Source organism: Antrihabitans cavernicola (assembly GCF_008297975.1).
Taxonomy (GTDB): Bacteria; Actinomycetota; Actinomycetes; order Mycobacteriales; family Mycobacteriaceae; genus Antrihabitans; species Antrihabitans cavernicola.
This window is the reverse complement of record NZ_VLNY01000003.1, coordinates 138403-160850: the sequence shown is the minus strand read 5'-3', so window position 1 is coordinate 160850 and position 22448 is coordinate 138403. Positions and strand designations below refer to the sequence as shown.

The 22448-nt window shown below is 63.8% G+C and carries 24 protein-coding genes; 8 read left to right on the top strand and 16 right to left on the bottom strand.

All coding sequences use genetic code 11. The features are described from left to right. Window positions 1-29: 29 nt before the first annotated feature. Together FOY51_RS07970 and FOY51_RS07965 are read left to right on the top strand one after the other, a co-directional pair. Window positions 30-710 carry an amino acid ABC transporter permease gene (locus tag FOY51_RS07970; RefSeq protein WP_149429685.1) on the top strand — a complete coding sequence of 227 codons (681 nt, stop codon included), beginning with the start codon at window positions 30-32 and terminating at the stop codon, window positions 708-710. Then, window positions 707-1639, top strand: a complete 933-nt coding sequence (locus tag FOY51_RS07965; RefSeq protein WP_149429684.1) for an amino acid ABC transporter permease — start codon at window positions 707-709, stop codon at window positions 1637-1639. The genes FOY51_RS07970 and FOY51_RS07965 overlap by 4 nt, the downstream gene beginning before the upstream one ends. A 1-nt stretch (window position 1640) precedes the next feature. On the opposite strand, the gene FOY51_RS07960 is transcribed toward FOY51_RS07965, so the two are convergent. The 4 genes from FOY51_RS07960 to recA form a co-directional block, all read right to left on the bottom strand. Then, on the bottom strand, window positions 1641-2648 hold the full coding sequence (locus tag FOY51_RS07960) for a hypothetical protein (RefSeq protein ID WP_149429683.1): 1008 nt from the start codon (window positions 2646-2648) through the stop codon (window positions 1641-1643). A 17-nt stretch (window positions 2649-2665) separates the two neighbouring features. After that, complete coding sequence (locus tag FOY51_RS07955) at window positions 2666-2887, bottom strand: hypothetical protein (RefSeq protein WP_149429682.1); 222 nt, start codon at window positions 2885-2887, stop codon at window positions 2666-2668. A 65-nt stretch (window positions 2888-2952) separates the two neighbouring features. Continuing rightward, window positions 2953-3507, bottom strand: a complete 555-nt coding sequence (gene recX, locus FOY51_RS07950; RefSeq protein ID WP_149429681.1) for a recombination regulator RecX — start codon at window positions 3505-3507, stop codon at window positions 2953-2955. Between the two features lie 10 nt (window positions 3508-3517). Next, window positions 3518-4561, bottom strand: a complete 1044-nt coding sequence (gene recA / locus FOY51_RS07945) for a recombinase RecA (RefSeq protein WP_149429680.1) — start codon at window positions 4559-4561, stop codon at window positions 3518-3520. A gap of 162 nt (window positions 4562-4723) precedes the next feature. On the opposite strand from recA, the gene FOY51_RS07940 reads away from it, so the two are divergent. Continuing rightward, the gene (locus FOY51_RS07940) at window positions 4724-5539 is read left to right on the top strand and encodes an ABC transporter ATP-binding protein (RefSeq protein ID WP_149429679.1); all 816 of its coding nucleotides are present in this window, start codon (window positions 4724-4726) and stop codon (window positions 5537-5539) included. A 42-nt stretch (window positions 5540-5581) separates the two neighbouring features. Here FOY51_RS07940 and FOY51_RS07935 read toward each other — a convergent pair whose 3' ends face one another. Further along, window positions 5582-5776, bottom strand: a complete 195-nt coding sequence (locus tag FOY51_RS07935) for a DUF3046 domain-containing protein (protein ID WP_149430026.1) — start codon at window positions 5774-5776, stop codon at window positions 5582-5584. 26 nt (window positions 5777-5802) lie between these two features. Beyond that, entirely contained in the window at window positions 5803-6954 is a 1152-nt protein-coding gene (locus FOY51_RS07930; protein WP_149429678.1) for a glycosyltransferase, read from the bottom strand. Between the two features lie 91 nt (window positions 6955-7045). Between FOY51_RS07930 and FOY51_RS07925 the strand changes: the two genes are divergently transcribed. Beyond that, the gene (locus tag FOY51_RS07925; RefSeq protein WP_149429677.1) at window positions 7046-9199 is read left to right on the top strand and encodes an MMPL family transporter; all 2154 of its coding nucleotides are present in this window, start codon (window positions 7046-7048) and stop codon (window positions 9197-9199) included. Here the strand turns inward: FOY51_RS07925 and FOY51_RS07920 are convergent. From FOY51_RS07920 to pgsA, 7 genes are all read right to left on the bottom strand, one after another. Continuing rightward, window positions 9183-9899, bottom strand: a complete 717-nt coding sequence (locus FOY51_RS07920; protein ID WP_149429676.1) for a PIG-L deacetylase family protein — start codon at window positions 9897-9899, stop codon at window positions 9183-9185. The genes FOY51_RS07925 and FOY51_RS07920 overlap by 17 nt on opposite strands. A 24-nt stretch (window positions 9900-9923) precedes the next feature. Beyond that, window positions 9924-10100, bottom strand: coding sequence for a hypothetical protein (locus FOY51_RS27145; protein WP_187776239.1), 177 nt, complete (start codon window positions 10098-10100; stop codon window positions 9924-9926). 122 nt (window positions 10101-10222) lie between these two features. Next, window positions 10223-11050: a phage shock envelope stress response protein PspM gene (pspM, locus tag FOY51_RS07915; protein WP_187776238.1), complete on the bottom strand. Its 828-nt coding sequence runs from the start codon at window positions 11048-11050 to the stop codon at window positions 10223-10225. 18 nt (window positions 11051-11068) lie between these two features. Beyond that, window positions 11069-11872 carry a PspA/IM30 family protein gene (locus FOY51_RS07910; RefSeq protein ID WP_149429675.1) on the bottom strand — a complete coding sequence of 268 codons (804 nt, stop codon included), beginning with the start codon at window positions 11870-11872 and terminating at the stop codon, window positions 11069-11071. A 161-nt stretch (window positions 11873-12033) separates the two neighbouring features. After that, complete coding sequence (locus FOY51_RS07905; protein ID WP_149429674.1) at window positions 12034-12378, bottom strand: helix-turn-helix domain-containing protein; 345 nt, start codon at window positions 12376-12378, stop codon at window positions 12034-12036. Window positions 12379-12524: 146 nt separating this feature from the next. Further along, on the bottom strand, window positions 12525-13028 hold the full coding sequence (locus FOY51_RS07900; RefSeq protein ID WP_149429673.1) for a CinA family protein: 504 nt from the start codon (window positions 13026-13028) through the stop codon (window positions 12525-12527). 5 nt (window positions 13029-13033) lie between these two features. Further along, window positions 13034-13702: a CDP-diacylglycerol--glycerol-3-phosphate 3-phosphatidyltransferase gene (pgsA, locus tag FOY51_RS07895; protein WP_371830421.1), complete on the bottom strand. Its 669-nt coding sequence runs from the start codon at window positions 13700-13702 to the stop codon at window positions 13034-13036. 137 nt (window positions 13703-13839) lie between these two features. Between pgsA and FOY51_RS07890 the strand changes: the two genes are divergently transcribed. The 3 genes from FOY51_RS07890 to FOY51_RS07880 all read left to right on the top strand — a co-directional run bounded on the left by FOY51_RS07890 (window position 13840) and on the right by FOY51_RS07880 (window position 16498). After that, a complete protein-coding gene (locus FOY51_RS07890; protein ID WP_149429671.1) occupies window positions 13840-14376 on the top strand; it encodes an amino-acid N-acetyltransferase in 537 nt (178 codons plus the stop codon). Between the two features lie 17 nt (window positions 14377-14393). After that, a complete protein-coding gene (locus FOY51_RS07885) occupies window positions 14394-14675 on the top strand; it encodes a YciI family protein (RefSeq protein WP_149429670.1) in 282 nt (93 codons plus the stop codon). Between the two features lie 212 nt (window positions 14676-14887). Continuing rightward, on the top strand, window positions 14888-16498 hold the full coding sequence (locus tag FOY51_RS07880; protein WP_149429669.1) for a restriction endonuclease: 1611 nt from the start codon (window positions 14888-14890) through the stop codon (window positions 16496-16498). Window positions 16499-16704: 206 nt separating this feature from the next. Here FOY51_RS07880 and FOY51_RS07870 read toward each other — a convergent pair whose 3' ends face one another. Further along, window positions 16705-17697, bottom strand: a complete 993-nt coding sequence (locus FOY51_RS07870; RefSeq protein WP_149429668.1) for a TerC family protein — start codon at window positions 17695-17697, stop codon at window positions 16705-16707. A gap of 250 nt (window positions 17698-17947) precedes the next feature. Between FOY51_RS07870 and FOY51_RS07865 the strand changes: the two genes are divergently transcribed. Continuing rightward, window positions 17948-18829: a DUF1906 domain-containing protein gene (locus FOY51_RS07865; RefSeq protein WP_149429667.1), complete on the top strand. Its 882-nt coding sequence runs from the start codon at window positions 17948-17950 to the stop codon at window positions 18827-18829. Here FOY51_RS07865 and FOY51_RS07860 read toward each other — a convergent pair whose 3' ends face one another. Together FOY51_RS07860 and FOY51_RS07850 are read right to left on the bottom strand one after the other, a co-directional pair. Next, window positions 18830-21544 (bottom strand): DNA translocase FtsK, encoded by a 2715-nt coding sequence (locus FOY51_RS07860; protein ID WP_371830420.1) that lies wholly within the window; start codon window positions 21542-21544, stop codon window positions 18830-18832. 36 nt (window positions 21545-21580) lie between these two features. Further along, entirely contained in the window at window positions 21581-22204 is a 624-nt protein-coding gene (locus FOY51_RS07850; RefSeq protein ID WP_149429665.1) for a TIGR03085 family metal-binding protein, read from the bottom strand. Window positions 22205-22448: the final 244 nt, after the last annotated feature.

Sequence of the window (22448 nt, the reverse complement as noted above, 5' to 3'; positions counted from 1 at the left end):
ACCAGCTCACTCGCGCTAAGGAAGGTCACGTGGACCTGGTCAGCAAGTACGGCGATCAACTGATCGACGCGTTCTGGATGACGATCAAATTGACCGCGTTGTCCGCGGTGGGCGCTTTGATCCTCGGCACCATCGTTGCGGCCATGCGCGTCTCGCCGGTGCCCGTCGCCCGCTGGATCGGTACCACCTACGTGACGATCTTCCGCAACACTCCCCTGACGCTCATCATCATCTTCTGCTCGTTCGGCCTGTTCCAGACGATGGGAGTCAGCCTCGCCGATCAGAAGTCGTCGACCGGCTTGGTGGACAACAACTTTCGCTTGGCAGTGCTGGGTCTGAGCATTTACACGGCAGCGTTCGTCTGCGAGTCGCTGCGCTCAGGCATCAACACGGTCGACGTCGGCCAGGCCGAAGCCGGTCGGTCGTTGGGCCTCACGTTCTCGCAGAACCTACGGCTGATCGTGTTGCCGCAAGCATTTCGCGCTGTGATCGCGCCGCTCGGCAGTGTGCTGATCGCCTTGACCAAGAACTCCACCATTGCGGCCGTGATCGGCGTATCGGAGGCAGCGTTGCTGATGAAGGAGATGATCGAGAACGAGGCCGCCATCTTCGTGGTCGGCGGAATCTTCGCGCTCGGGTTCATCTGCCTGACATTGCCCACCGGACTGCTGTTCGGCTATCTCAGCAGGCGATTCGAGGTGGCGCGGTGAAATTTCGAAGTGATTCTGGGAGCTCTTCGCGCGCCACCGTCCTCTACGACGCGCCCGGTCCCCGCTCCAGGCTGCGCAACAATGTGCTCTCGGGCGTTGTCGCCATCGTTCTCGTAGGTATCGCCTACCTGGTCTACCGCGCGCTCGACGACAAGGGCCAACTGACGTCGGCCAAGTGGAGTCCGTTCACCGACGCCGATTCCTGGACCACCTACTTGCTACCCGGCATCAAGGGCACGCTGATCGCGGCAGCGATCTCGATCGTGTTCGCCTTGATCCTCGGCGCGGTCCTCGGCATAGGTCGACTCTCCGATCACCGCGTCGTTCGCATGATCTCCGGTGCCATCGTCGAACTGTTTCGCGCCGTACCGGTGCTGATTCTGATGATCTTCTCGTACCAGTTGTTCGCGCAGTACGAGGTGTTCAAGTCGAAAGATCTCGCTCTGGCCGCGGTGGTCACCGGTCTGACGCTCTACAACGGTTCGGTGGTCGCGGAGATCGTGCGCGCAGGCATCAAGTCGTTGCCGAAGGGACAGACCGAGGCGGCCGCAGCGCTCGGCATGCGTAAAGGTCTGATCATGCGCACCATCCTGCTGCCGCAGGCGGTCACCGCCATGCTGCCCGCGCTGGTCTCGCAAATGGTGGTGGCACTGAAGGATTCAGCGCTCGGCTACCTGATCGGCTATATCGAGGTAGTGCGCTCCGGCCAGCAGTTGGGTGCCTACTTCGGCAATTACCTACCTGCGCTGATCGTGGTCGCGGCCATCATGATCGTGCTGAACACCACGCTCACCATCATCGCCACCAAGCTGGAGCAGCGGCTCCGCTCCAGCAAGAAGGGCAAGGGCACCCGAGCGGTGGTCGCTGCGGGCGGGATCGGCGGCGGAGTCCCCGGCATGGGTATCGGTGGCGCGCCCGGAACACCCTGACTCAGGGGGCGGTGGGCAGCAGATCGCCGATCGCTGCCTGCACATCGGGTTCGGACGCCGGCGGGAGTGCAGCGAGCGTGTGCAGGCCGTCGTCGTCCATGGCGCCGACCATCCTGCGAAGGTCGTCCCACAGATCATGCGACCGGGCAGCACGAATGCATGCGGTCAGCTTGTCGTCGTCCCAGAGATCGAGACCGGCCTGAGCTTTCAGGTTCTCGTCCGACATCGCGGACACCACAGGGATCAGTTCGGCCCAGCCATCGGCCCGATGCGCTGCCTCGATCATCGCTGTCACGACGTCGGGTCCCATCGCGGAGGTGGCGTCGGCTACGCGAGTCAGCGTCGGGCGGCTGAGGAACTGCATGAACGTCAAGGCTTCGACGAACTGGTCGTTGTCGACGGCCGCCTGCATGATCGACTGGATTCGGTCGACCGGCAGGTCGGCCAACACCACCTCGAAGCGATCCATCACTTCGGCATTGAACGCGGTCATCAGTAAGTCTTCGCCGGTCTCCACCAGCGGGACGAAACTTCGCAATTGATCCTCGGTGACGGCAGACATGAAGCGCGCCAACGTCACATAGTCTTTGCGGCGCAACAGTTCCTTCATCGGCGGCACCATGATCTCGGTGTCGAGTCCGCGAATCAAGGACGTGGCGGCGTCCGGATCGATGTAGCCGGTGGTGTCTGCGAGGAATTCCACTGGGAAGTGGCCGATCAGCTTCGACGCACGTTCCGGGTCGAGTTCGGCGGCGACCTTCCCGCAGAGCAGCGGACCGAAATACCGAGTTGCGATCTTGGCCGCAATCGAATTCGGAATCAGCCCAGTCGCTTTGGCGAGCAGCGCAAACGTCTGACGGTACGGAGCATCCAGCTGCGTCATTACTTCTCGGCGAAACGCTCGGAGGGCGTCCGGCGACGAACTCTGCAGAAACTCGAGTTCTTCTGGCTGCAAAGACAATTCGCGCGCGAGTTTCACGACTTCGGCGCGAGCGGCAAGGCTCGACATGAGGCGACTTTCCGGTATCAGGAGAGGAGGCGTTTGACGGCCGGACGGATCAGGCGCGGAATGACTTTCAACCCGTCGTCGGTAGCGGTCTCGAGTTCGGTCTTCCGCGTGGCGGCGGCGTTACGGTAGGCCGCCAGCAGTGTGTCCAGCTGCCCTTCGTCGAGTTCGCCGAGCGCCTCGACGCCGGCGCGTGTCAAACCCGTCTCATCACACAGCCGATCCATGGCCGACTCAGCCATCCCGGACTCCCTTGTTCGCCCTTAGGTCCGGTGACACCGAAACTGCGCCGAATGCTACCCCGCAGCTATTCGTCGACGAGGTCGTCGGTAGCGGAGCCGATCTGCGCGAGTGCGGTTTTGACGACGTCGAATGCCATACCCTGCCCGTATCCGCGGCGCGCGAGCATCCCGACCAGCTTGCGTACCGTCTTGTCCCGCTCCCCCGTGTCGTCGGGTACCGAAAGGGTGCGCAGTTTCTTGCGTACCAGTTCGGCGGCCCGCTCGCGTTCGTCGTCGGCGGAGATCTGCTCCAGGGCGCCGGCGGCTTCTTCTTTGCCGACGCCTTTGCGTCGCAACTCCAAAGCCAGCGCCTGACGGCCTTTGCCGGAGAAGGTGTGCCGCGAGTGCACCCACTGCTCGGCGAAAGCCGCGTCGTCGATCAAACCGACCTGCGCAAGCCGATCCAGAGCACTCTCCGCGATGTCGGCGGTGTACCCCTTCTTGGCCAAGCTCTGTTCCAGTTCGGAGCGACTACGCGCCCGGTCGGAGAGCAGACGCAGGCAGACATCCTTTGCCTGCGTCTCGCTCCCACCTGAGGGCTTGTCTCGAGCAGTGTTGTCGCGGGCGTCTCTGCGCGCCACCGGGTCGGCTCTAGAAGTCGACCGGCGCCGGTGCCGGCTCTTCTGCCCTCACATCGGCACCGATGCCCAGCTTCTCCTTGATCTTCTTCTCGATCTCGTCGCGGATATCGGTGTTCTCCAACATGAACTTGCGGGCGTTCTCCTTGCCCTGGCCCAGCTGATCACCCTCGTAGGTGAACCACGAGCCCGACTTGCGGATGAAGCCGTGCTCCACACCCATGTCGATCAACGAGCCTTCACGGCTGATGCCCTTGCCGTAGATGATGTCGAATTCGGCCTGCTTGAACGGTGGCGCAACCTTGTTCTTGACGACCTTGACGCGGGTGCGGTTACCGATGGCGTCGGTGCCGTCCTTGAGTGTCTCGATGCGACGGATGTCGAGGCGAACCGAGGCGTAGAACTTGAGAGCCTTACCGCCCGTGGTGGTTTCGGGTGAACCGAACATGACGCCGATCTTCTCGCGCAGCTGGTTGATGAAGATGACGGTGGTACCGGAATTGTTCATGGCACCCGTCATCTTGCGCAGCGCCTGGCTCATCAGACGAGCCTGCAGGCCGACGTGGCTGTCGCCCATTTCGCCCTCGATCTCGGCGCGCGGCACGAGTGCGGCCACGGAGTCGATGACCAGGATGTCCAGCGCGCCGGAACGGATCAGCATGTCGGCGATTTCGAGCGCCTGCTCACCGGTGTCCGGCTGCGAGACCAGCAGGGCGTCGGTGTCGACACCCAACTTCTGTGCGTAGTCGGGATCGAGTGCGTGCTCGGCGTCGATGAAGGCCGCGATACCTCCCGCAGCCTGCGCGCTGGCAACAGCGTGCAGCGCCACCGTGGTCTTACCCGACGATTCCGGGCCGTAGACCTCGATGACTCGGCCGCGCGGCAGCCCGCCGATGCCGAGCGCCACATCGAGTGCGATGGAACCGGTGGGGATCACCGCGATGGGCTGGCGAACCTCTTCGCCCAGCCGCATCACCGAACCCTTACCGAAATTCTTGTCGATCTGAGCCAAAGCGAGATCGAGGGCTTTGTCGCGATCGTGCGCCTGTGGTGCCATGTCGTTCCCCTTCATAGGTTCTAATCCAGCGATTGACGGTTACGTTAGAACCAGGTACCGACAAGTTCGCTTCTTGGCTGCCATCGCTTGTCAGCCCAGCATAAGGGAACACCTGTTCGAGTCAACTACATCGCACATCGACACGCCGGTAGATTCCACCCCGTGACTCCGACAACCGACGACACCGAGTACGTGCTGAGCGCCCGACACGTCGACTTCGTGCGAGATGGCCGATACCTGTTGCGCGACATCACCCTTCACGTCGAGCACGGCCAGCATTGGGTACTCCTCGGTGCAAACGGCGCAGGTAAGAGCACGCTGTTGAGCCTGCTGGGCGCCTTCGCCCACCCCACCCACGGCGTGGTCCACGTACTCGGCCATCAGCTGGGCCGGGTCGACATGCGGGAGCTGCGATCGCACATCGGCCACGTCGATCCGCGGCACACCGTCCGGGCGCCGTTGACGGTCCGCGACGTGGTGCTGACCGGTCTCACCAACACGCCGGAATTCATCCCGCGGTGGGCGCCGACACCGGACCAGATCGAGCTCGCCGAGACGCTCGCCGCCTCACTCGGCATGTCCGCCCGAATCGATGCGCACTGGCAAACCCTCTCCCAAGGCGAGCGCGGCAGGGCCCTGATCGCGCGTGCGCTGATGGTCGATCCGTCGCTGCTACTGCTCGACGAGCCTGCGACCGGACTCGATCTGGCGGCGCGCGAGCAGCTGCTCACCGCACTCGACGACCTCCGCGTCGAGTACCCGGCGGTGGCGAGCATTCTGGTGACCCATCACCTGGAGGAAATTCCAGTGACGACGACGCACGCGATGCTGATCCGCGACGGCGTGATATCGGCACAGGGTCCGATCGTGGATGTGTTGAACACCGCGAACATCAGCGACTGCTTCGATCACGCAATCACAATCACGCGTCAGAACGATCGCTGGATTGCGCAGGCGAGTGAGCGAAGGTCACCTTGATTCCGTCTGACGGTGTGAAGGTGACCATCTGTCCGACAAGCGCTACCAACGCTTCCGTGGCACGTCGAATTCGGCACACAATGCTCGCCACACCTCGCGAGGATCGACGCCTGCCTCGATGGCCTGGGCACCGGTTCGGCCGGACATGCTCAGGAGCACATGATCGACAAGGAGGGAGTCACCGCGGGCAACGCCGAATTCGGTGTGAACGAGTTCCTGGAATTCGGTCAGCCGCACACCGACACCGTACGTGCCGCCGGGAATCAGCTGCCGAACACCCGGTGGCACACGGCAACCGGATCGGCGAGGTTCTTCGCCGTCGCGGCGGCGCGGGCTGCGGCTTCGCGGAACGACGGCTCGTCGAGCACTCGGCGAACGGCGTCCCGCACGGACTCCGGTGTCAACGGACGCACCACGACGGCGCTCCCCTGCCGCGCGGCACGATTCGCCAGCTCCCACTGATCACCCTCGCCGGGCACCGCGACAACGGGAACACCGTGCAGTAGTGCCTTGGCGAGGAGGCCGTGACCGGCACCGCACACGACGACGTCGGCCGTTTCGAGCAACTTGTCCTGTCTGCCAAGCCCGGCGGTAGCCCAGTCGGGCAGGTCGGCGGGCGGCGCGTCGATCATCGACACGGCGACGCGCACACCGGCACCTTCGAGTGCGGTCAATGCCGTCTCGACCATGCCTTCGGCGCCGGTGAACGCCGTAGACGGAGCGACCATCACGAGCGGGCTGTCGCCGGGCGGCAATTCCAGCAAGTCGTCGGTGGGCTCCCACAGCAGCGGCCCCACGACGTGCGCGTTTGCCGGCCAGTCGGGTCGCGGCACTTCCAACGCGGGCACTGTCGCGACGAGCTTGGCGGCCGGCCCCGGATCCGTGGCAGGGAGCCCGATCCCCACGCGCGCCCTGCTGCGCTGTTCGAGCCCCCGCCGCACCGAGCGACCCGACGCCGCGCGCAGCAGGGTGTCCCGCACCCACCCGCCGACGCCCGTCCCCGGCGCGAGTCCGCTCCCGATCGGCGGCAGGCCCTTCGACGGGGCGTAGAGCGGGTGCGGCGACAACTCCACCCAGGGCACGTCGAGACGTTCGGCGGCCAATCCCCCACCCGCGGTGAGGATGTCGGATACCACCAGGTCGGGGACGGTTGCGCTCAGGTCGGGCAGCAGCTCGGTCGCGATGTAGGCGGCCCGCTCGTGGATCCGCGCACCGATGTCCGCGTCGTCGTCTTCGCTGCGTGGGGCGAGGCCCTTCAATCGTTGGGTATCGATGCCTGCTCGCTTGGCGTCGTCGAGCCACCGCGAGCCGGTGAACAACACCACGCTGTCACCCGCGTCGCGAAACTTCCGGCACAACGCAATAGCGGGAAACGCATGCCCCGGATCGGGACCGGCAACCACCGCGACTCGCACGAGGGCCAGCCTGCCACAGGGCGTCGTCGCCGACTGTCAACGGCGCATACAGCAACGTCTGGCACTGTGGTGTGGGATCCGAGGAGGATATGTGTTCGCACGATGGGGGCGGTTCGTCTTCCGCTACCGGCTTCCGGTGCTGATCGTGATGGTCGGCGCGTTGCTGGTCGGCGGGTTTTTCGGGCTCGGTCTCAACGACCGCCTGACGCAGAGCGGCTACGACGATCCGGGTTCGGACTCGTCGAAGGCGGCCGTGCTCGCCGACGCCACCTTCGGTCGTGACCACGGCAGCGACATCATCGCGCTCTATACCGCGCCGACCGGTAAGACCGTCGACGATCCGGTGTTCGGGCAACAAGTGCTGGACAGCCTCAACAAGATCAAGTCGACCAACCCCGACAAGGTCGGCTCCATTCAGAGCTACTGGCCCGATCACGGGGCAGCGCTCGCCGACAAGACGAAGCAGCACGCCTTCGCCCGCGTCGAGTTGACCGGCAACAGCGATACCGAAACCCTCAGCCAGTACCGAGCCATCAAGGACGAGTTCCAGATACCGGGCGTCACGGTCGAAGTCTCCGGTCTGCAGCCCATCGGCGACGCCATCGCCGACGGCACTGCGGCCGACACGCACCGCGCCGAGGTGATCGCGCTACCCCTGGTGGCGATCCTGCTGTTCTTCATCTTCGGTGGCGTGGTTGCGGCACTGCTACCGGTGATCATCGGCGTGCTCACCATCGCAGGCGCACAGGGCGCGGCGTGGGCACTCACCCATTTCATCGAAGTCAACACCTTCGTCGGCAACGTCGTCACGCTGATCGGGCTGGGCTTGGCCATCGACTACGGACTGTTCATCGTCAGTAGATTCCGTGAGGAGATCGCCGAGGGCCGATCCACGGCTGCGGCAATCGAACGCACGGTTGCCACGGCGGGGCGCACCGTGTTGTTCTCCGCCACACTGCTGGTGGTCTGTATGTGCGGAACGCTGATGTTCCCGCAGGGCTTCCTGAAATCGGTGGCGTACGGCGCCATTTTCGCCGTCGGCATCGCTGCGATCGCGTCACTCACGGTCCTCCCCGCCATGCTCGGGTTGTTGGGCAAGCGCGTCGACGCGTTGGGTATCGCCCGACTGCGGGTGACCCGAACCCGCGAAGAACTGGAACAGAGTTTCTGGGGCAGGCTTGCGGGCTGGGTGATGAAACATCCTGCGGCAGTTGCCGCTCCGATCATCATCGGCTTGCTGCTGCTGATCGCGCCGTTCTCCAACATCAAGTTCGGAGGCATCACCGAGAAGTACCTGCCGCCCGCGAATGCGACTCGCGTCGCGCAGGAACATTTCGACGAACTGTTCCCCACTCTGCGTACCGACCCCATCCAACTGATCGTCCGCAATGCCACCTTCCCGCAGCTGGTGCAGATTCAGAAGGCCGCCAACAACGTCCCCGGTTTCACCGGCCAATTCCAGATCACGCAGCAGACCACCAACGGAGTCGATCAGCTCACCGCCGTTCCGAAGGACAGCGACCAGCCGAAGGATCAGATCGATGCGCTGCGGGCGATCAAGCCGCCGGACGGCGTTCAGGTATTGGTCGGGGGCACGCCCGCTATCACCCAGGACAGCATCGACGCGATGGGCGCGAAGATGCTGCAGATGGCCGCGTTCGTCATCATCGTGACCATCGTGCTGATGTTCCTGGCGTTCGGATCGTTGATCCTGCCGATCAAGGCCGTGCTGATGAGCGCTCTGAGCCTAGGCTCGACCCTCGGTGTGTTGACGTGGATATTCATCGACGGTCACGGTGCCTCGATCGCCAACTTCACGCCCGTGCCGTTGATGGCGCCGATCATCCCGCTGCTGTTGGCGATCGTGTTCGGCTTGTCGACGGACTACGAAGTGTTCCTGCTGTCTCGGATGATCGAAGCGCGCCAACGCGGTGCGACAACCACGGAAGCGATCAGAACGGGTACCGCACAGACCGGCCGCATCATCACGGCTGCGGCGCTGATTCTGATCGTGGTCACGGGTGCGTTCGGATTCTCCGAGATCGTGCTGATGAAGTACATCGCCTTCGGGCTGATCGCGGCGCTGGTGCTCGACGCCACCGTGATCAGAATGCTGCTGGTTCCGGCCGTGATGAAGATGCTCGGCGACGATTGTTGGTGGGCGCCCGCGTGGATGCAGCGAATTCAGCAGCGCATCGGGCTCGGTGAAACGGGATCCGAGCCTGCTGTCAGCCCCGAAAGGTGAACAGCTCGAAGCCCACGGCGTGAGCCGCGTCGAATCCGTCGATCGGCCCCGCCACCATGTCGAGGACCCGGCGGGCGTGTTCCTCGACGGGGGTCGAATCGAGCGCCTCCAGATAGCGCTTGTGTTCGGACAGCGACGCGACTCCGCGTTCGAACGTCGCCGTGACATCGACCGCATGCGACGGCGTCGGGTTGGCTATCGCTGCCCAACGGGACGTCCACGGTTCGAGTCCTTCCTCGCGCAACTCGGGGAAGATCCATTCGTTCCCGGCGTCCGATACCGCGTCGAGAGCCGATATTCCCAGTGCGCGATGGTCGGCGCTGTTGAGAAGGCCTGGCCCCCAAGTCAATCCGTGATGCATCGTGACAACCATGTCCGGTCGGTGTCGACGGATCGCGGCTGCGAGATCGCGGCGCAACGCAGGCCCGGATACGACGACGCCGTCGGGGTGGCCGAGGAATTCCACCTCGGTGACCCCGACGACGTGCGCCGATCGGATTTCTTCTTGCTGTCGCAGCGGACCGGATTCCGCAGGATCGAGACCTGCGATGCCGGCTTCGCCGCTGGTGGCGAGCACGTACCTGATGTCTTTGCCCTGCTCGGTCCACCGGGCAACCACTGCGGCGGTGCCGTACTCGATGTCGTCAGGATGCGCAGCGATCACCAGGCCGCGCTGCCACTGCTCAGGTAACGGTTCCATGCCCATCGCACCAGCATCCACCCGTTACGAGATGTGCGTCAGATCCTTTTTGTCGGAACCCGATATTGCCTTGAAGAGCATGTAGAGCCCGAAGACAACGGCGCTGACGACGAGGATCCAGAACAGGCCCTTGATCAGCGCACCGACGAGCGCCAGTGCGATCCAGATGAGGGCGACGATTCCTACGATTTTCCAGAACACTGTTTCTGCCTCCGCTTGCTCGATTCGAATCGCCAACCCTTTGGGATCCGGTAACACCGATGTTGTCAGAGGAATCAACGTAAAGCACCAGGTCAAGCCCAAGATCAGGGAAAGATCAGGGACTACCCTGAGTCCGCGACCAGCTCGGACCCCGAACCCGACGCACGCTTACCCGGAGCAGGCACCCTCGGCGTGACAGGCAGAGGACTAGGCAAGGGTGGACCGGCGAGCTCTGCGAGGCCCTCGGCCCAGCCGTCCAGTCGATCTGCCGCGTAGCGCATCTCCATGCTCGCGGCCTCGATGGCAGATCTGGGCGCCGCAGCCACCGGCACCGTCATCCGCGCGGCAGCGGCCAACAACTCTTCGTATTCCGAAACACCGGATTCCAACTGCGCGACCGCAGCAGCGACAGCGGCATCGAGATCAGCGGCGACTGCGCCCGCCGAACGACCGGCCCGTTCCATCGCGACGATGTCTGCCGCCAACGCGTGCAGGGCAGCCGCCGCGGACCGGGCAGTTTCGTCGGTCTCGGCGAGTTCGTCGTCCGGGACCGGTGACGACCGCGCGATCACGGCGAGTAGCTCGTGCAGGCTGCGCTCGGCACGGACCAGGCGAAGCATCGGCGCCCGCGCTGACGACAGCAGCGGGGGCACAGCACGTTTGCGAGCAACAGGTTCGGGCAGGGGCTTCGAGCGCAGTCTGCGGTACTTGCGAATTGCGAGAGCGGCAGGCACAACCAGCACAGCCGCACCACCGCCGGTCGCGACGATGGCCCACACCGGCGCCGCGACGGCAACGAGCCCGGCGGTGCCGACGGCGGTGACGCCCGTCGCCGCGCTGTATCGGATGCTGCGCCTGCGGGCGCGACGCCTCTTACGAAGTTCGCGCTCGCGCGGTTGCGCCCAATGCGCAACCGCGACGAGCATCGACTCGCCTACCTCGCGCAGCATCGTGTAACCGACCCAGTGTTACTGGGTGGCCTCGCCCTGTCCGGCCGGAGTATGCGGAGCCGCGGCGGGAGCGGCAGCGCCACCGGACGGCAACGCGCCACCCTGCATCGAGGCACGAATCTGCTCGAGCCTGCTGTGGCCTGCCATCTGCACGCTGGCCTGCTGAACTTCCATCATGCGACCCTGCACGGTGTTCTGCGCAAGCTCCGCCGAGCCGAGGGCGTCCGCGTAGCGACGCTCGATCTTGTCGCGCACCGCGTCCAAGCTCGGCGTGTTGCCGGGGGTGGACAGCGTGCTGTCCATCGACCGCAGCGACTCGCTGACCTTCTCCTGCATCTTCGCCTGCTCGAGCTGGCTGAGCAGCTTGGTGCGCTCGGCCACCTTCGACTGCAATGCCATGGCGTTCTGCTCGACAGCCTTCTTCGCCTGTGCGGCAGCCTGTAGCGACTGGTCGTGCAGAACCTTGAGGTCTTCGACGCCCTGCTCGGCCGTCACCAGCTGGGCGGCGAATGCCTCGGCAGCGTTGGTGTACTGCACCGCCTTCTCCTGATCGCCTGCCTGGTTGGCCTGATCGGCGAGCGTGACGGCCTGGCGCGCATTGGCATTGAGCTTCTCGACCTCGTCGAGTTGACGGTTCAGCTTCATCTCCAGCTGACGCTGGTTACCGATGACCGAGGCCGCCTGCTGCGAGAGCGCCTGATGCTGCCGCTGTGCGTCTTCGATCGCCTGCTGAATCTGGACCTTGGGGTCGGCGTGCTCTTCGATCTTGGAATCGAAGAGGGCCAACAAGTACTTCCAGGCCTTGACGAACGGATTAGCCATCGGTTGATCCCGCCTCCATCTGCTGCGCCGCGCTCAACGCGACCCGATACGTGACCGTCACGCACCGGAACATGGTTCTGCCCTTCACTGAAAGAATCTATCCGTTTCTGCGCTCGAGCACAGCCGGGAGGACAACTCCTCCGCGAAAGTGCCCGTCACGATCACGCCGCGGCGAGCGCGCGGGCCTTCGGCGCAGGTATGACGATCCTGGTTTCGCCCGCGATCCTGGTCGCGGCGGGCTCGCGGTCTGCGGAAACCGTCGACGCCCGCAGTGCATCGGCCATGGATTCGCTCACGTCGGTCAGCACGTCGTGCAGCGGAACTTCGAGCGCGGAGCAGATGGCGGCGAGCAGCTCACTCGACGCTTCTTTGCGTCCACGCTCTACCTCGGACAGGTAGCCGAGGCTCACTCGTGCCGAATTGGAGACTTCGCGCAGTGTCCGGCTCTGTGAAACCCGGGTACGACGCAGGCTGTCACCGATTGCCTCTCGCAATAACAGCGTCATCTCGATCCTCCTGATACGTGATTCGGGTTGCTCGTTCTCCGAACGCATACGGCGCCTTCTCGAAACCGATACGGCGCCGACGCCGCGAAGTGGAAAAAAGTTGTTCGTAAGTTCAACGCGCGTGCCGCCCCGATTGGTTCCCGACCCTATCGCGATACCCCGCCACGAACGCGCCGAACCAACTCCGACACCGCCGCCGATACCGCGCCCAAGCGAATTTCCCATCTATTGCCCGCCAATTGCAGCCGCACCACCTCGGTGCCCTCGGGTCCGGCGATCGCGAGAAACACAGTGCCGACGTCGTGTCCATCCTGCTTGTCGGGTCCAGCAACACCGGTGAGGCCGACACCCCAATCGGCTCTACAGCGCGCGAGAGCGCCGATCGCGAGCTGTTCTGCCGTATTCGCGGCGACAGGTCCGTCGGACGCGAGCACAGTCGCATCGACGCCGCCGAGCGAACTCTTCAGATCGGTGGCGTAGAGCACCAGTCCCCCGCGGAGCACCGAACTGGCACCGGGAACTCCCGCGATGGCGGCGCTGAGCAGCCCGGCAGTCAGCGATTCCGCCGTGGCTATCGTCTGTCCGGCGGCCGACAGTGCAGCGACCAGGTCGGCGGCGGGAACGACCGACGTCAGCGGATCAGGTGCCATCGACGTCAGGAGTGCTGTGGATGTGCATGTTTGCGAACCCGGAAGGCCTGGAAAACGTAGTCGAGGCCGGTGATCACGGTCAGCGCCACCGCGATACCCATGATCGTCGCGCTGAACCAGTGGATGCCGGCAGGCAGCGGGGCGAGATACAACACGATCGCCAACGACTGGACCAGCGTCTTGAGTTTGCCGCCACGACTCGCCGGGATCACCCGGTGCCGCAGCACAGCGAACCGCAGTCCGGTGATGCCCAGTTCGCGGATGGCGATCACCGCGGTGACCCACCAGCTCAGGTCGCCGAGTGCCGACAACCCGATCAGCGCGGCGCCGATCAACGCCTTGTCAGCGATCGGATCGGCAAGCTTGCCGAAATCGGTCACCAATCCGTATTTGCGGGCAAGTTGCCCATCGACGCGATCGGTGACGGCCGCAATCACGAACACCAAAGTCGCCACTACCCGCCACAGCGTCGTGTGGCCGCCCTCGACGAACAACGCCCACAGAAACACGGGAACCAGGAAGATGCGGACGACCGTCAAGACATTGGCGATGTTGAGGAGCGGTACCGGCGGCACCGCAGTCGGATGCGTCACTACCGGTACCGACGCTTCGTCGCGCACGGCGGAGCCGTCGTTCCACGCGTCGTCATCGAGTTCTTCACGTTGCGCGCTCACCCCACCGCCCCGGCGACGTGGCGCCTGCAGACACCGCGACGGCACGCGCATTTTCCGGCGCTGTCGCAGCGTGGGTTGTAGTGGCGGACCGGCACGCCCCAACACTATCGGTAGCTGCAGTGACTACTGTGCACCACATGACAACTCGGCCGCCGCGCCCCGCGGACGACCCGCTCGTCGTTCGGCGGGCACGTACCTCCGACGTTCCGGAGATCAAGCGATTGGTCGACATCTACTCCGGCCAGATCCTGCTGGAGAAGAACCTCGTCAACCTCTACGAGTCGGTCCAGGAATTCTGGGTTGCCGAATCGGACGGCGAGGTGATCGGTTGCGGCGCACTGCATGTGCTGTGGGCAGACCTCGGAGAGGTGCGCACCGTCGCCGTCGACCCCAAGGTCAAGGGTCGAGGTGTGGGCCATCTGATCACGTCGCGCCTGATCGACGTCGCCGTCGAACTGGAGTTGCGACGCGTCTTCGTGCTGACCTTCGAGGTGGACTTCTTCGCCAAGCACGGGTTTGCCGAGATCGCCGGAACACCGGTCACCTCCGAGGTGTACGCCGAGATGTGCCGCTCCTACGACACCGGCGTCGCCGAGTTCCTCGACCTGAGTTACGTGAAGCCGAACACCCTCGGCAACACCCGCATGCTTCTCACGATCCCGTCCGACGACTGACCGAAAAGAGAGATCACGTGGCACTGTTCGCCGTCGAATACTCCTACGACCCCGCAACATCGACTGACCGCGACGCTCACCGACCGGCACACCGAGCGTGGCTCGGCGGGCTGGTCGAGCAGGGTGTGGTCCGGTCGTCGGGCCCCTACCCGGACGGCTCCGGCGCGCTGATCATTGTCGAGGCAGCCGACACCGACGCCGTTGCCGCCCGCCTTTCCGAAGACCCGTTCGCCAAGGCCGGGCTGATCGAGAACGTCCGAGTCAACGAGTGGACGCCGGTGATGGGCACCTTTTCCTGACCTCTACTTCGCGGCAGTCGCGTGCACGCATTGACGTGCGCCGCGCGACACTGATGGGCTCATGTTGGCGCGTCGCGCCCACTCCACTCCCCCGCAACATCATCGGATAACGATCGACAATCAGGACGGGGCAATTCATGACGTTAAGTCGATCGGCCGCCCCTGATGCATGGCAGGCTGCATGCAGCGATCTAACGAAGGGGATCTAATCGATGGCGCGGCAACAGTCATATAGTGCCGCGGTCGCGCAGGCTAAGCGCGAGACCGCCAGAGCCCAGGCTGCTCAACTACGCGTACAAGCGGCGCAGCGGCGGGCGCAGATCGCCGATGATCGGGATCGTAAACGCCTTTACGTCGACAGTCGCCTCGCGGAAGTCGAGGCAATGAACTTTGACCTCGACACCACAGTGCAGGCTCTGCAACAACTGTTACAGGACACACTCAACGTAGATGACTATCTCGACTTCGCAAAGCTGAAACAACCTCTCGCAATGCCGAACTGGAACTACGAACACCTCGAAAACCCCACCCCGACACCGAGTCCCGAACACTTCACGCCACCCCCACTCACCGGGATGGCGAAGATGTTCGGCAAGGCCAAATACGAACTTGCCTGCGAAAGCGGTCGACTCGCCTATGAGGAGGCCATCGACGCACGCACGCACGCCGAACACGTCCGACTCACCGAACTGCACCATCAACAGCTCGCGCACAAGGCGGCGTATGTTGCCGCCCAGAAGAAGATGGCAGAGCAGCACTCTGAGGTGGACGCGTTCGAATCTGCCTTCACCGCAGGCGAGCCTGCCGCAGTCGTCGGCTATTTCGATCTCGTTCTACAGGCATCGAACTATCCCGTGGGATTCGACCGCATCTATCGGCTGGCCTACGTCCCAGAATCACGACAGATCGTCATCGAATACAACCTGCCTGCGGCCACGATCGTCCCGGCCGCCAAGGCCCACAAGTACGTCAAAACCAATGACAACATCACCCAGACAGCGCGACCAGCAGCGCAGATAAAGTCTCCCTACGCACCGGTGATCGCCCAAGTCACGCTTCGAACCCTGCACGAACTCTTCGAAGCCGACCGCGGACGACACCTCGATGTCGTCGTGTTCAACGGAGTACTCCACACCGTGAACCCCAGCACTGGGCAGCACATCACTCCCTGCCTGATCAGCGTCCGCAGCACCCGCGAGACCTTCAACGAGTTGAACCTGTCGCAGGTTGATCCTCTCGCCTGCCTCAAACATCTCTCGGCGGGAGTGTCCAAAAGTCCGGCCGAACTCGTTCCGGTCCGACCCGTGCTTGAGTTCGACATGGTCGACCCCCGCTTCGTCGCAGAGTCCGATGCGCTGTCGATCGTCGATCAAAGACCCAACTTGATGGAGCTCTCGCCCAACGAGTTCGAAGTACTAATCCAGAACCTGTTCTCCAAGATGGGCCTGGAATCACGACAAACCCAAGCCTCGCGCGACGGCGGCGTGGACTGCGTTGCTTACGACCCCCGCCCCATCTTCGGCGGAAAGGTGGTCATCCAGGCCAAGCGCTACAAAAACACGGTGGGTGTCTCTGCGGTCAGAGACCTCTACGGGACGCTGCAGAACGAAGGGGCCTCCAAGGGAATCCTGGTAACCACGAGCGGATACGGGCAAGCCTCTTTCACGTTCGCCGAGAACAAACCGATCGAATTACTCGATGGCGCGAACCTCCTGTACCTGCTGCGTGAACACACCGGCCTCGAAGCGAAGATCGAGCCGCCCGATGACTGGAAAGACCCAGTCGGTGACCCACCAACAACACCCTCTGATGCGCGGGCTTGACATCAACTAATGTTTAGGCCTGGCGAAGTGTTTCGACCAGATACCCCAAATAATCGCGATGCCACACCGTGCGCGATGAGGCTTTCTGCCGTATCGGCGATTTGTGTCCTCGATGGGGCGTGGCGACCAACCGAGGATGCGCTCTACCTTGCCGCTGGTCGCCCCGAAGTCCTGACCGAGCTCTTCGACGGACTCCGCGCAGGCGCCTAAGCGGCGTCTTCCTTCGCCTCGAGATGGCGCGTGCGCAGCAGGCTGGCCACCGTCGTCACCACGAGAACACTGATGATCACGCCCAGCGACACGACCGTCGAGACCTCGGGGACATTGAGGTGCTCACCGCCGTTGATGAACGGCAGCGTGTTCTCGTGCAGTGCGTGCAGCACCAGCTTGACGCCGATGAACGCCAGGATCAGCGACAGTCCGTACGACAGGTAGATCAGGCGTTCCAGGAGGCCACCGATCAAGAAGTACAGCTGGCGCAGACCCATCAACGCGAACGCGTTGGCGGTGAACACGATGTACGGCTCCTTGGTGAGGCCGTAGATCGCGGGGATCGAGTCCAGTGCGAACAGGATGTCGGTGAACCCGATGGCGACCAGCGTGAGCAACAGGGGCGTGACCAGCACCTTGCCGTTGATCTTGGTGGTCAGCTTGTCGCCGTCGTACTCCTCGGTCGAGGGCAGGTACTTCTTCGCCAGCCGGATGATGCGCGAGTCGCTCTGCTCGTCGGGGTCCGTCTCGTGGCTGTGCTCGCGGATCAGCTTGTACGCGGTGTAGATCAAGAAGATGCCGAACAGGTAGAACACCCAGCTGAACGTGTTGATCGCGGCAGCACCGACGGCGATGAACGCTCCGCGCATCACCAGGGCCATCACGATGCCGATCAGCAACACCTTCTGCTGGTACTGCCTCGGCACGGCGAAGGCGCCCATGATGATGATGAACACGAACAGGTTGTCCATCGACAACGCCAATTCGGTGATGTAACCGGCGTAGTACTCGCTGCCGTAGGTACCGCCCCACTCCCAGATCACGAACAGGCCGAACAACAGCGCAAGGCCGATGAAGATGCTGTACCAAATCGCCGATTCCCGCAGCGTCGGTTCGTGCGGGCGGCGCACGTGGGCATAGAAGTCGAAAACGAAGAGGGCGAGAATCACGCCACAGGTCACGACCCATGTCAGCGCGGTTATGTGCACAGTTGAACCTCCGGTAGTCCTGATACGGGCACCGGAGGTCTCTCCCGCCGGAACGCGCATATCGCGGAACTCGGCCGACAGCCCCGGATCGACAGCGAATGTCGATCGTGTTGACGAGGCAGCCGCGGATACGGGGATACTCCCCTCCAAAGCAATTCCATTGAACCACAGAAGTGTAGGTAAACCCTGTCACGCACTTCACATCGCGCTCACGACCTGCGGTGTCGGACCGGGCGGATAAAGTGGCGCAATGCGACTCGGCCTGGACTATGCCGCACGGCGGCCCGGCGGAACGGCAATCCGCGCTGCGGGCTACGACTTCGCGGTTCGGTACCTCTCCGACGGCGGACCCAGCCTTCCCGGCAAGCTGCTCACCAGCTCCGAAGCCGACGATCTGCGCGTCAACGGCATTTCGATCGTGTCCAACTGGGAGACCACCGCCGACCGAATGTTGGATGGATACGGCGCCGGACTCTACGACGCGGAGCAAGCTTTGTCGCAGGTGCTCGCGTGTGGTGGCCGCATAGATCGACCCATCTACTTTTCCGCCGACTTCGATGCCACACCGGCACAGCAGGTGCCGATCGACAACTACCTGCGCGGCGCCGCCGCCGTGCTCGGCGTCGGCAATGTCGGGATCTACGGCGGCTACTGGCCGGTGCATCGTGCTCTGAACAACGGCACCGCGACCTGGTCGTGGCAGACCGATGCCTGGTCGGGGACAAATGTCGAAACCGGCCGTAACCTGCATCAATTCGCACGCACCGTCCGTGTCGGCGGCGTCGACTGCGATGTGAACGAAGCACTGACCGAGGACTTCGGCCAGTGGGATTTTCAGAGGGACCAACAGCCAACCGAACCAGCTCCGGAGGAACTCGACTTGACGCCCGAACAAGACGCCATGTTGCGCGACATCCAGGTGCAGCTGCGCGGACCCAACCTTGCGGGGTGGCCGCAGCTGGGCAACGGAACCAACGGCGACTACCGAACGCTGGTCGACGGTCTCGCCGCGGCGCTCGCTCGCATCGACGAGTTGGAGGCGGACGTCGAGAAGCTGTCCGGCAGTTCCGACGGTCCGTGGTGGCAGTGGCCCTGGAAAGAGCTGCGGAAACTCACATCGAGCGTGCGGTAGCTACTCCGCATCCTCGCTGGGGTCGCCGCCACGGATCGACCACAGCAGGCCGTCCAGCTCGTCCGGCTTGACCAACACCTCACGCGCCTTGGAGCCCTCGCTCGGTCCCACGACGCCCCGGTTTTCCATGAGGTCCATCAGTCGTCCGGCCTTGGCGAAGCCGACGCGCAATTTGCGCTGCAGCATCGACGTCGAACCGAACTGACTCGTCACGACCAATTCGACCGCCTGCAGCAGCACGTCCATGTCGTCGCCGATGTCCGGATCGACGTCTTTCTTGTCGCTGGCCTTGGCCGCGGTGACGGTGTCGTTGTATTCGGGCTCCGCCTGATTCTTGGCGAAATCGACGATCGCCTGAATCTCTTCGTCGGAGATGAAGGCGCCTTGCAGACGAGTCGGCTTGCCTGCACCCATCGGCAGGAACAGTCCGTCGCCCATACCGATCAGCTTCTCGGCGCCGGGCTGGTCGAGGATGACCCGCGAGTCCGTCAACGACGACGTCGCGAACGACAACCGTGAGGGGACGTTGGTCTTGATCAGGCCCGTTACCACGTCGACCGATGGGCGCTGCGTCGCGAGCACCAGGTGGATACCGGCGGCGCGCGCCTTCTGGGTGATGCGGACGATTGCGTCCTCGACGTCGCGGGGCGCGGTCATCATCAGGTCGGCGAGCTCGTCGACGATCGCCAGGATGTACGGGTACGGCCGGTACACACGCTCGCTGCCGAGCGGCGCCGTGATCTCACCGGACTTCACCTTCGAGTTGAAGTCGTCGATGTGGCGCACGCGGTTCGCCTGCATGTCCTGGTAGCGCTGTTCCATCTCCTCCACCAGCCAGGCCAGCGCTGCCGCTGCTTTCTTGGGCTGGGTGATGATGGGCGTGATCAGGTGCGGAATCCCCTCGTACGGCGTGAGTTCCACCATCTTGGGGTCGATCAGGATCATCCGAACCTCGTCCGGCGTCGCTCGGGCGAGCAACGACACCAGCATCGAGTTCACAAAGCTGGACTTACCGGAACCTGTCGAGCCCGCAACCAGCAAGTGCGGCATCTTGGCCAGGTTGGCGCTGACGAAGTGGCCCTCGATGTCCTTGCCGAGCCCGATCACCAGCGGGTGGTGATCCTTGCGGGTAGACGGCGCGGCCAGCACATCTGCGAGTCGCACCATTTCGCGATCGGAGTTCGGCACCTCGATACCGACCGCGGACTTGCCGGGAATCGGCGCGAGCAACCGAACGTTGTCCGTCGCAACGGCATACGAGATGTTCTTGGTCAATGCCGTGATCTTCTCGACCTTGACGCCGGGGCCCAGTTCCACCTCGTATCGGGTGACGGTCGGGCCACGGGTGAAACCGGTGACGGCCGCGTCGATCTTGAACTGTTCGAGCACCTCGGTGATCGCTTCGATCATCGAGTCGTTGGCCTTGCTGCGCTTCTTCGGCGGATCGCCTTCGATCAGCAGGGTGGTCGGCGGCAGGGTGTAATCGCCTTCGACAATGCGGTCAGGAACGAACTCGTCCGACGCGGGCGGCTTGACGATCTCCTTGATCTTCGCTGCAGGCACCTTGGCCGCCGCGACCTCCGCGACGTCCTTGACCTTCGGCTTGGGTCGCGCCTTCTCGACCACCGGCGGTGCCACCGGCATCACTTCGGTGACGTTGTCGTCGCCGAATTCGTCGGTCGGATAGTTGTCGACGGGCGATGCGTTGCGAGCATCGACGGGATAGCCGTCGGCGTCGAAGTAGTTATCGTCGTAATCGGCTGCGTATGCGCCGTCGTAATCGTCGTCGTAATCGTCGTATTCGTCACCGTGCGTTGCGGTTCCGAACAACGACCGCAGGCGCTCGGGCACCTCGCGAACCGTGGTGCCGGTCAGGAGCAGGACGCCGAACAGGATGGCCAGCAGCATCAAGGGAACCGACAGCCACACCGTCAGACCGTCTGTCAGAGGCCCGCCCGCGGCGTAGCCGACGAAGCCTGCGCCGGTTGCGCGCCCCGACGCATCGATAGGCGAGCCGGCAGCCAGATGCCACAGGCCGAGGATCGGCAGGCCCAGCAGCAGCGAGCCCAGGACAAGTCGTGGCCGGATCTCGGGACTCGGTTCCGTGCGCATCAGAATCACGGCGACGGCGACGCCGAGCACCGGAACGATCATCGCAGCGGATCCGACGACTGCACGCACACCGGTTTCGATCCAGCCACCGACCGGACCGCCTGCCGAAACCCACACCGCGGCCGCGATCACGATGCTGAACGCGATCAATCCCAGCGCGATCCCGTCGCGGCGGTGGCCGTGTTCGATGTCCTTTGCCTTGCCGACCGTCCGCGTTGTCGCGCCGAGGCCCTTCGCCAACAGCGACCAGCCGGAGCCGATCCCCCGGCCCATCGCGCTGACTGCAACGCTGCCCGGCGAGCGACGCGGTGGTCGGCGGGTACGTGCGGCGGTAGGACGACTGCGTGAACTCGAGCCGCGTGAGGTCGCCGCGCTCCGGGAGGTCGTCTGCTTTCGCGGCGCTGTCTGCTTGCGCGGTGTCGACACCGTCTTCGCAGCGCGTGTCCGCGGCTTAGCAGAGGTGGATCCGGATGCCGACTTCCCACGCGTGGTCGATCGGGTTCGTGACGCGGTGGTGCTGCCGGACTTCGGTGCCATGCCCGCCAGATTAGTCGCTATTGCCCCATGGAGACCATCCGCAACACGAGTAACACCCGTTTGCATCCATCGGAAGAGGCAAAGCTGCAGGTCGCGACGAAATCAGACACCGCGCTTCACATTGAGTACCTTCTCGACGTTGTCCGGAGATCCGGTGGTCTCGAGGCGAACCTCGTCACGGCCGAACGCGTGCAGCAGCAATTCGGACGGCGTACCGGTCAGCACCACTTGCTCGGAGCCGACGCTCTTCACGGTGACGCGCGAGCCGGTGAGCGTTTCGAGAACGACGGTGACCGGCGACGACTTGTACGACACTCGGCCCATTCGCTTCACGTTCTTCCACAGCAACGCCTCGTCGGCGTCGTCGAGCGTTCGCGGTTCCCAGCCGGGCGAACCGCGTCGAATGTCTTCGTGATGGACGAACATCTCGACGGAGTTGACCACCGAATCGAGTGGTCGCAGGGGTGACCACCAGGGCGGTCCGGTCCGAACCTGTTCCAGCAGATGCTCCCACGGCGCCTCGGCCGCCGCGCGCCGAACCTTGTCCGTGTAGCCGGCGAGTGCGCCGATCATGATTCCCGGTGCCGAGTCCGGCCGTCGCTCGCGCGTCACCAAGTGCGCGGCGAGATCGCGCGTCGTCCACTCCCCGCATAGCGTCGGCGCATCCGGGCCGATCTCGGCGAGTGCCGCGACGAGGGCGCTGCGTTCACGTGTGGCGAGGCTCATGAAGCCAAACTACAACCAGATTCAGATCAGCTGCCGAGCCAGACGCCGACAGTGTTGCCGAAGAACTGGAACAGCGGAATGAAGATGCCGAGGGTGATGTGAGGCACGAAAATCAACTCCAACAAAATGGAACGGTCCCGACTCCGCTTCCATGGTATGCGCGTTCTGCCAGGGCTTGCAGTGCCATCAGTCTCGAAGTGCAAACAGTCTTGAAGTGCCAGCAGTCTTGAAGTGCCACCAGTGC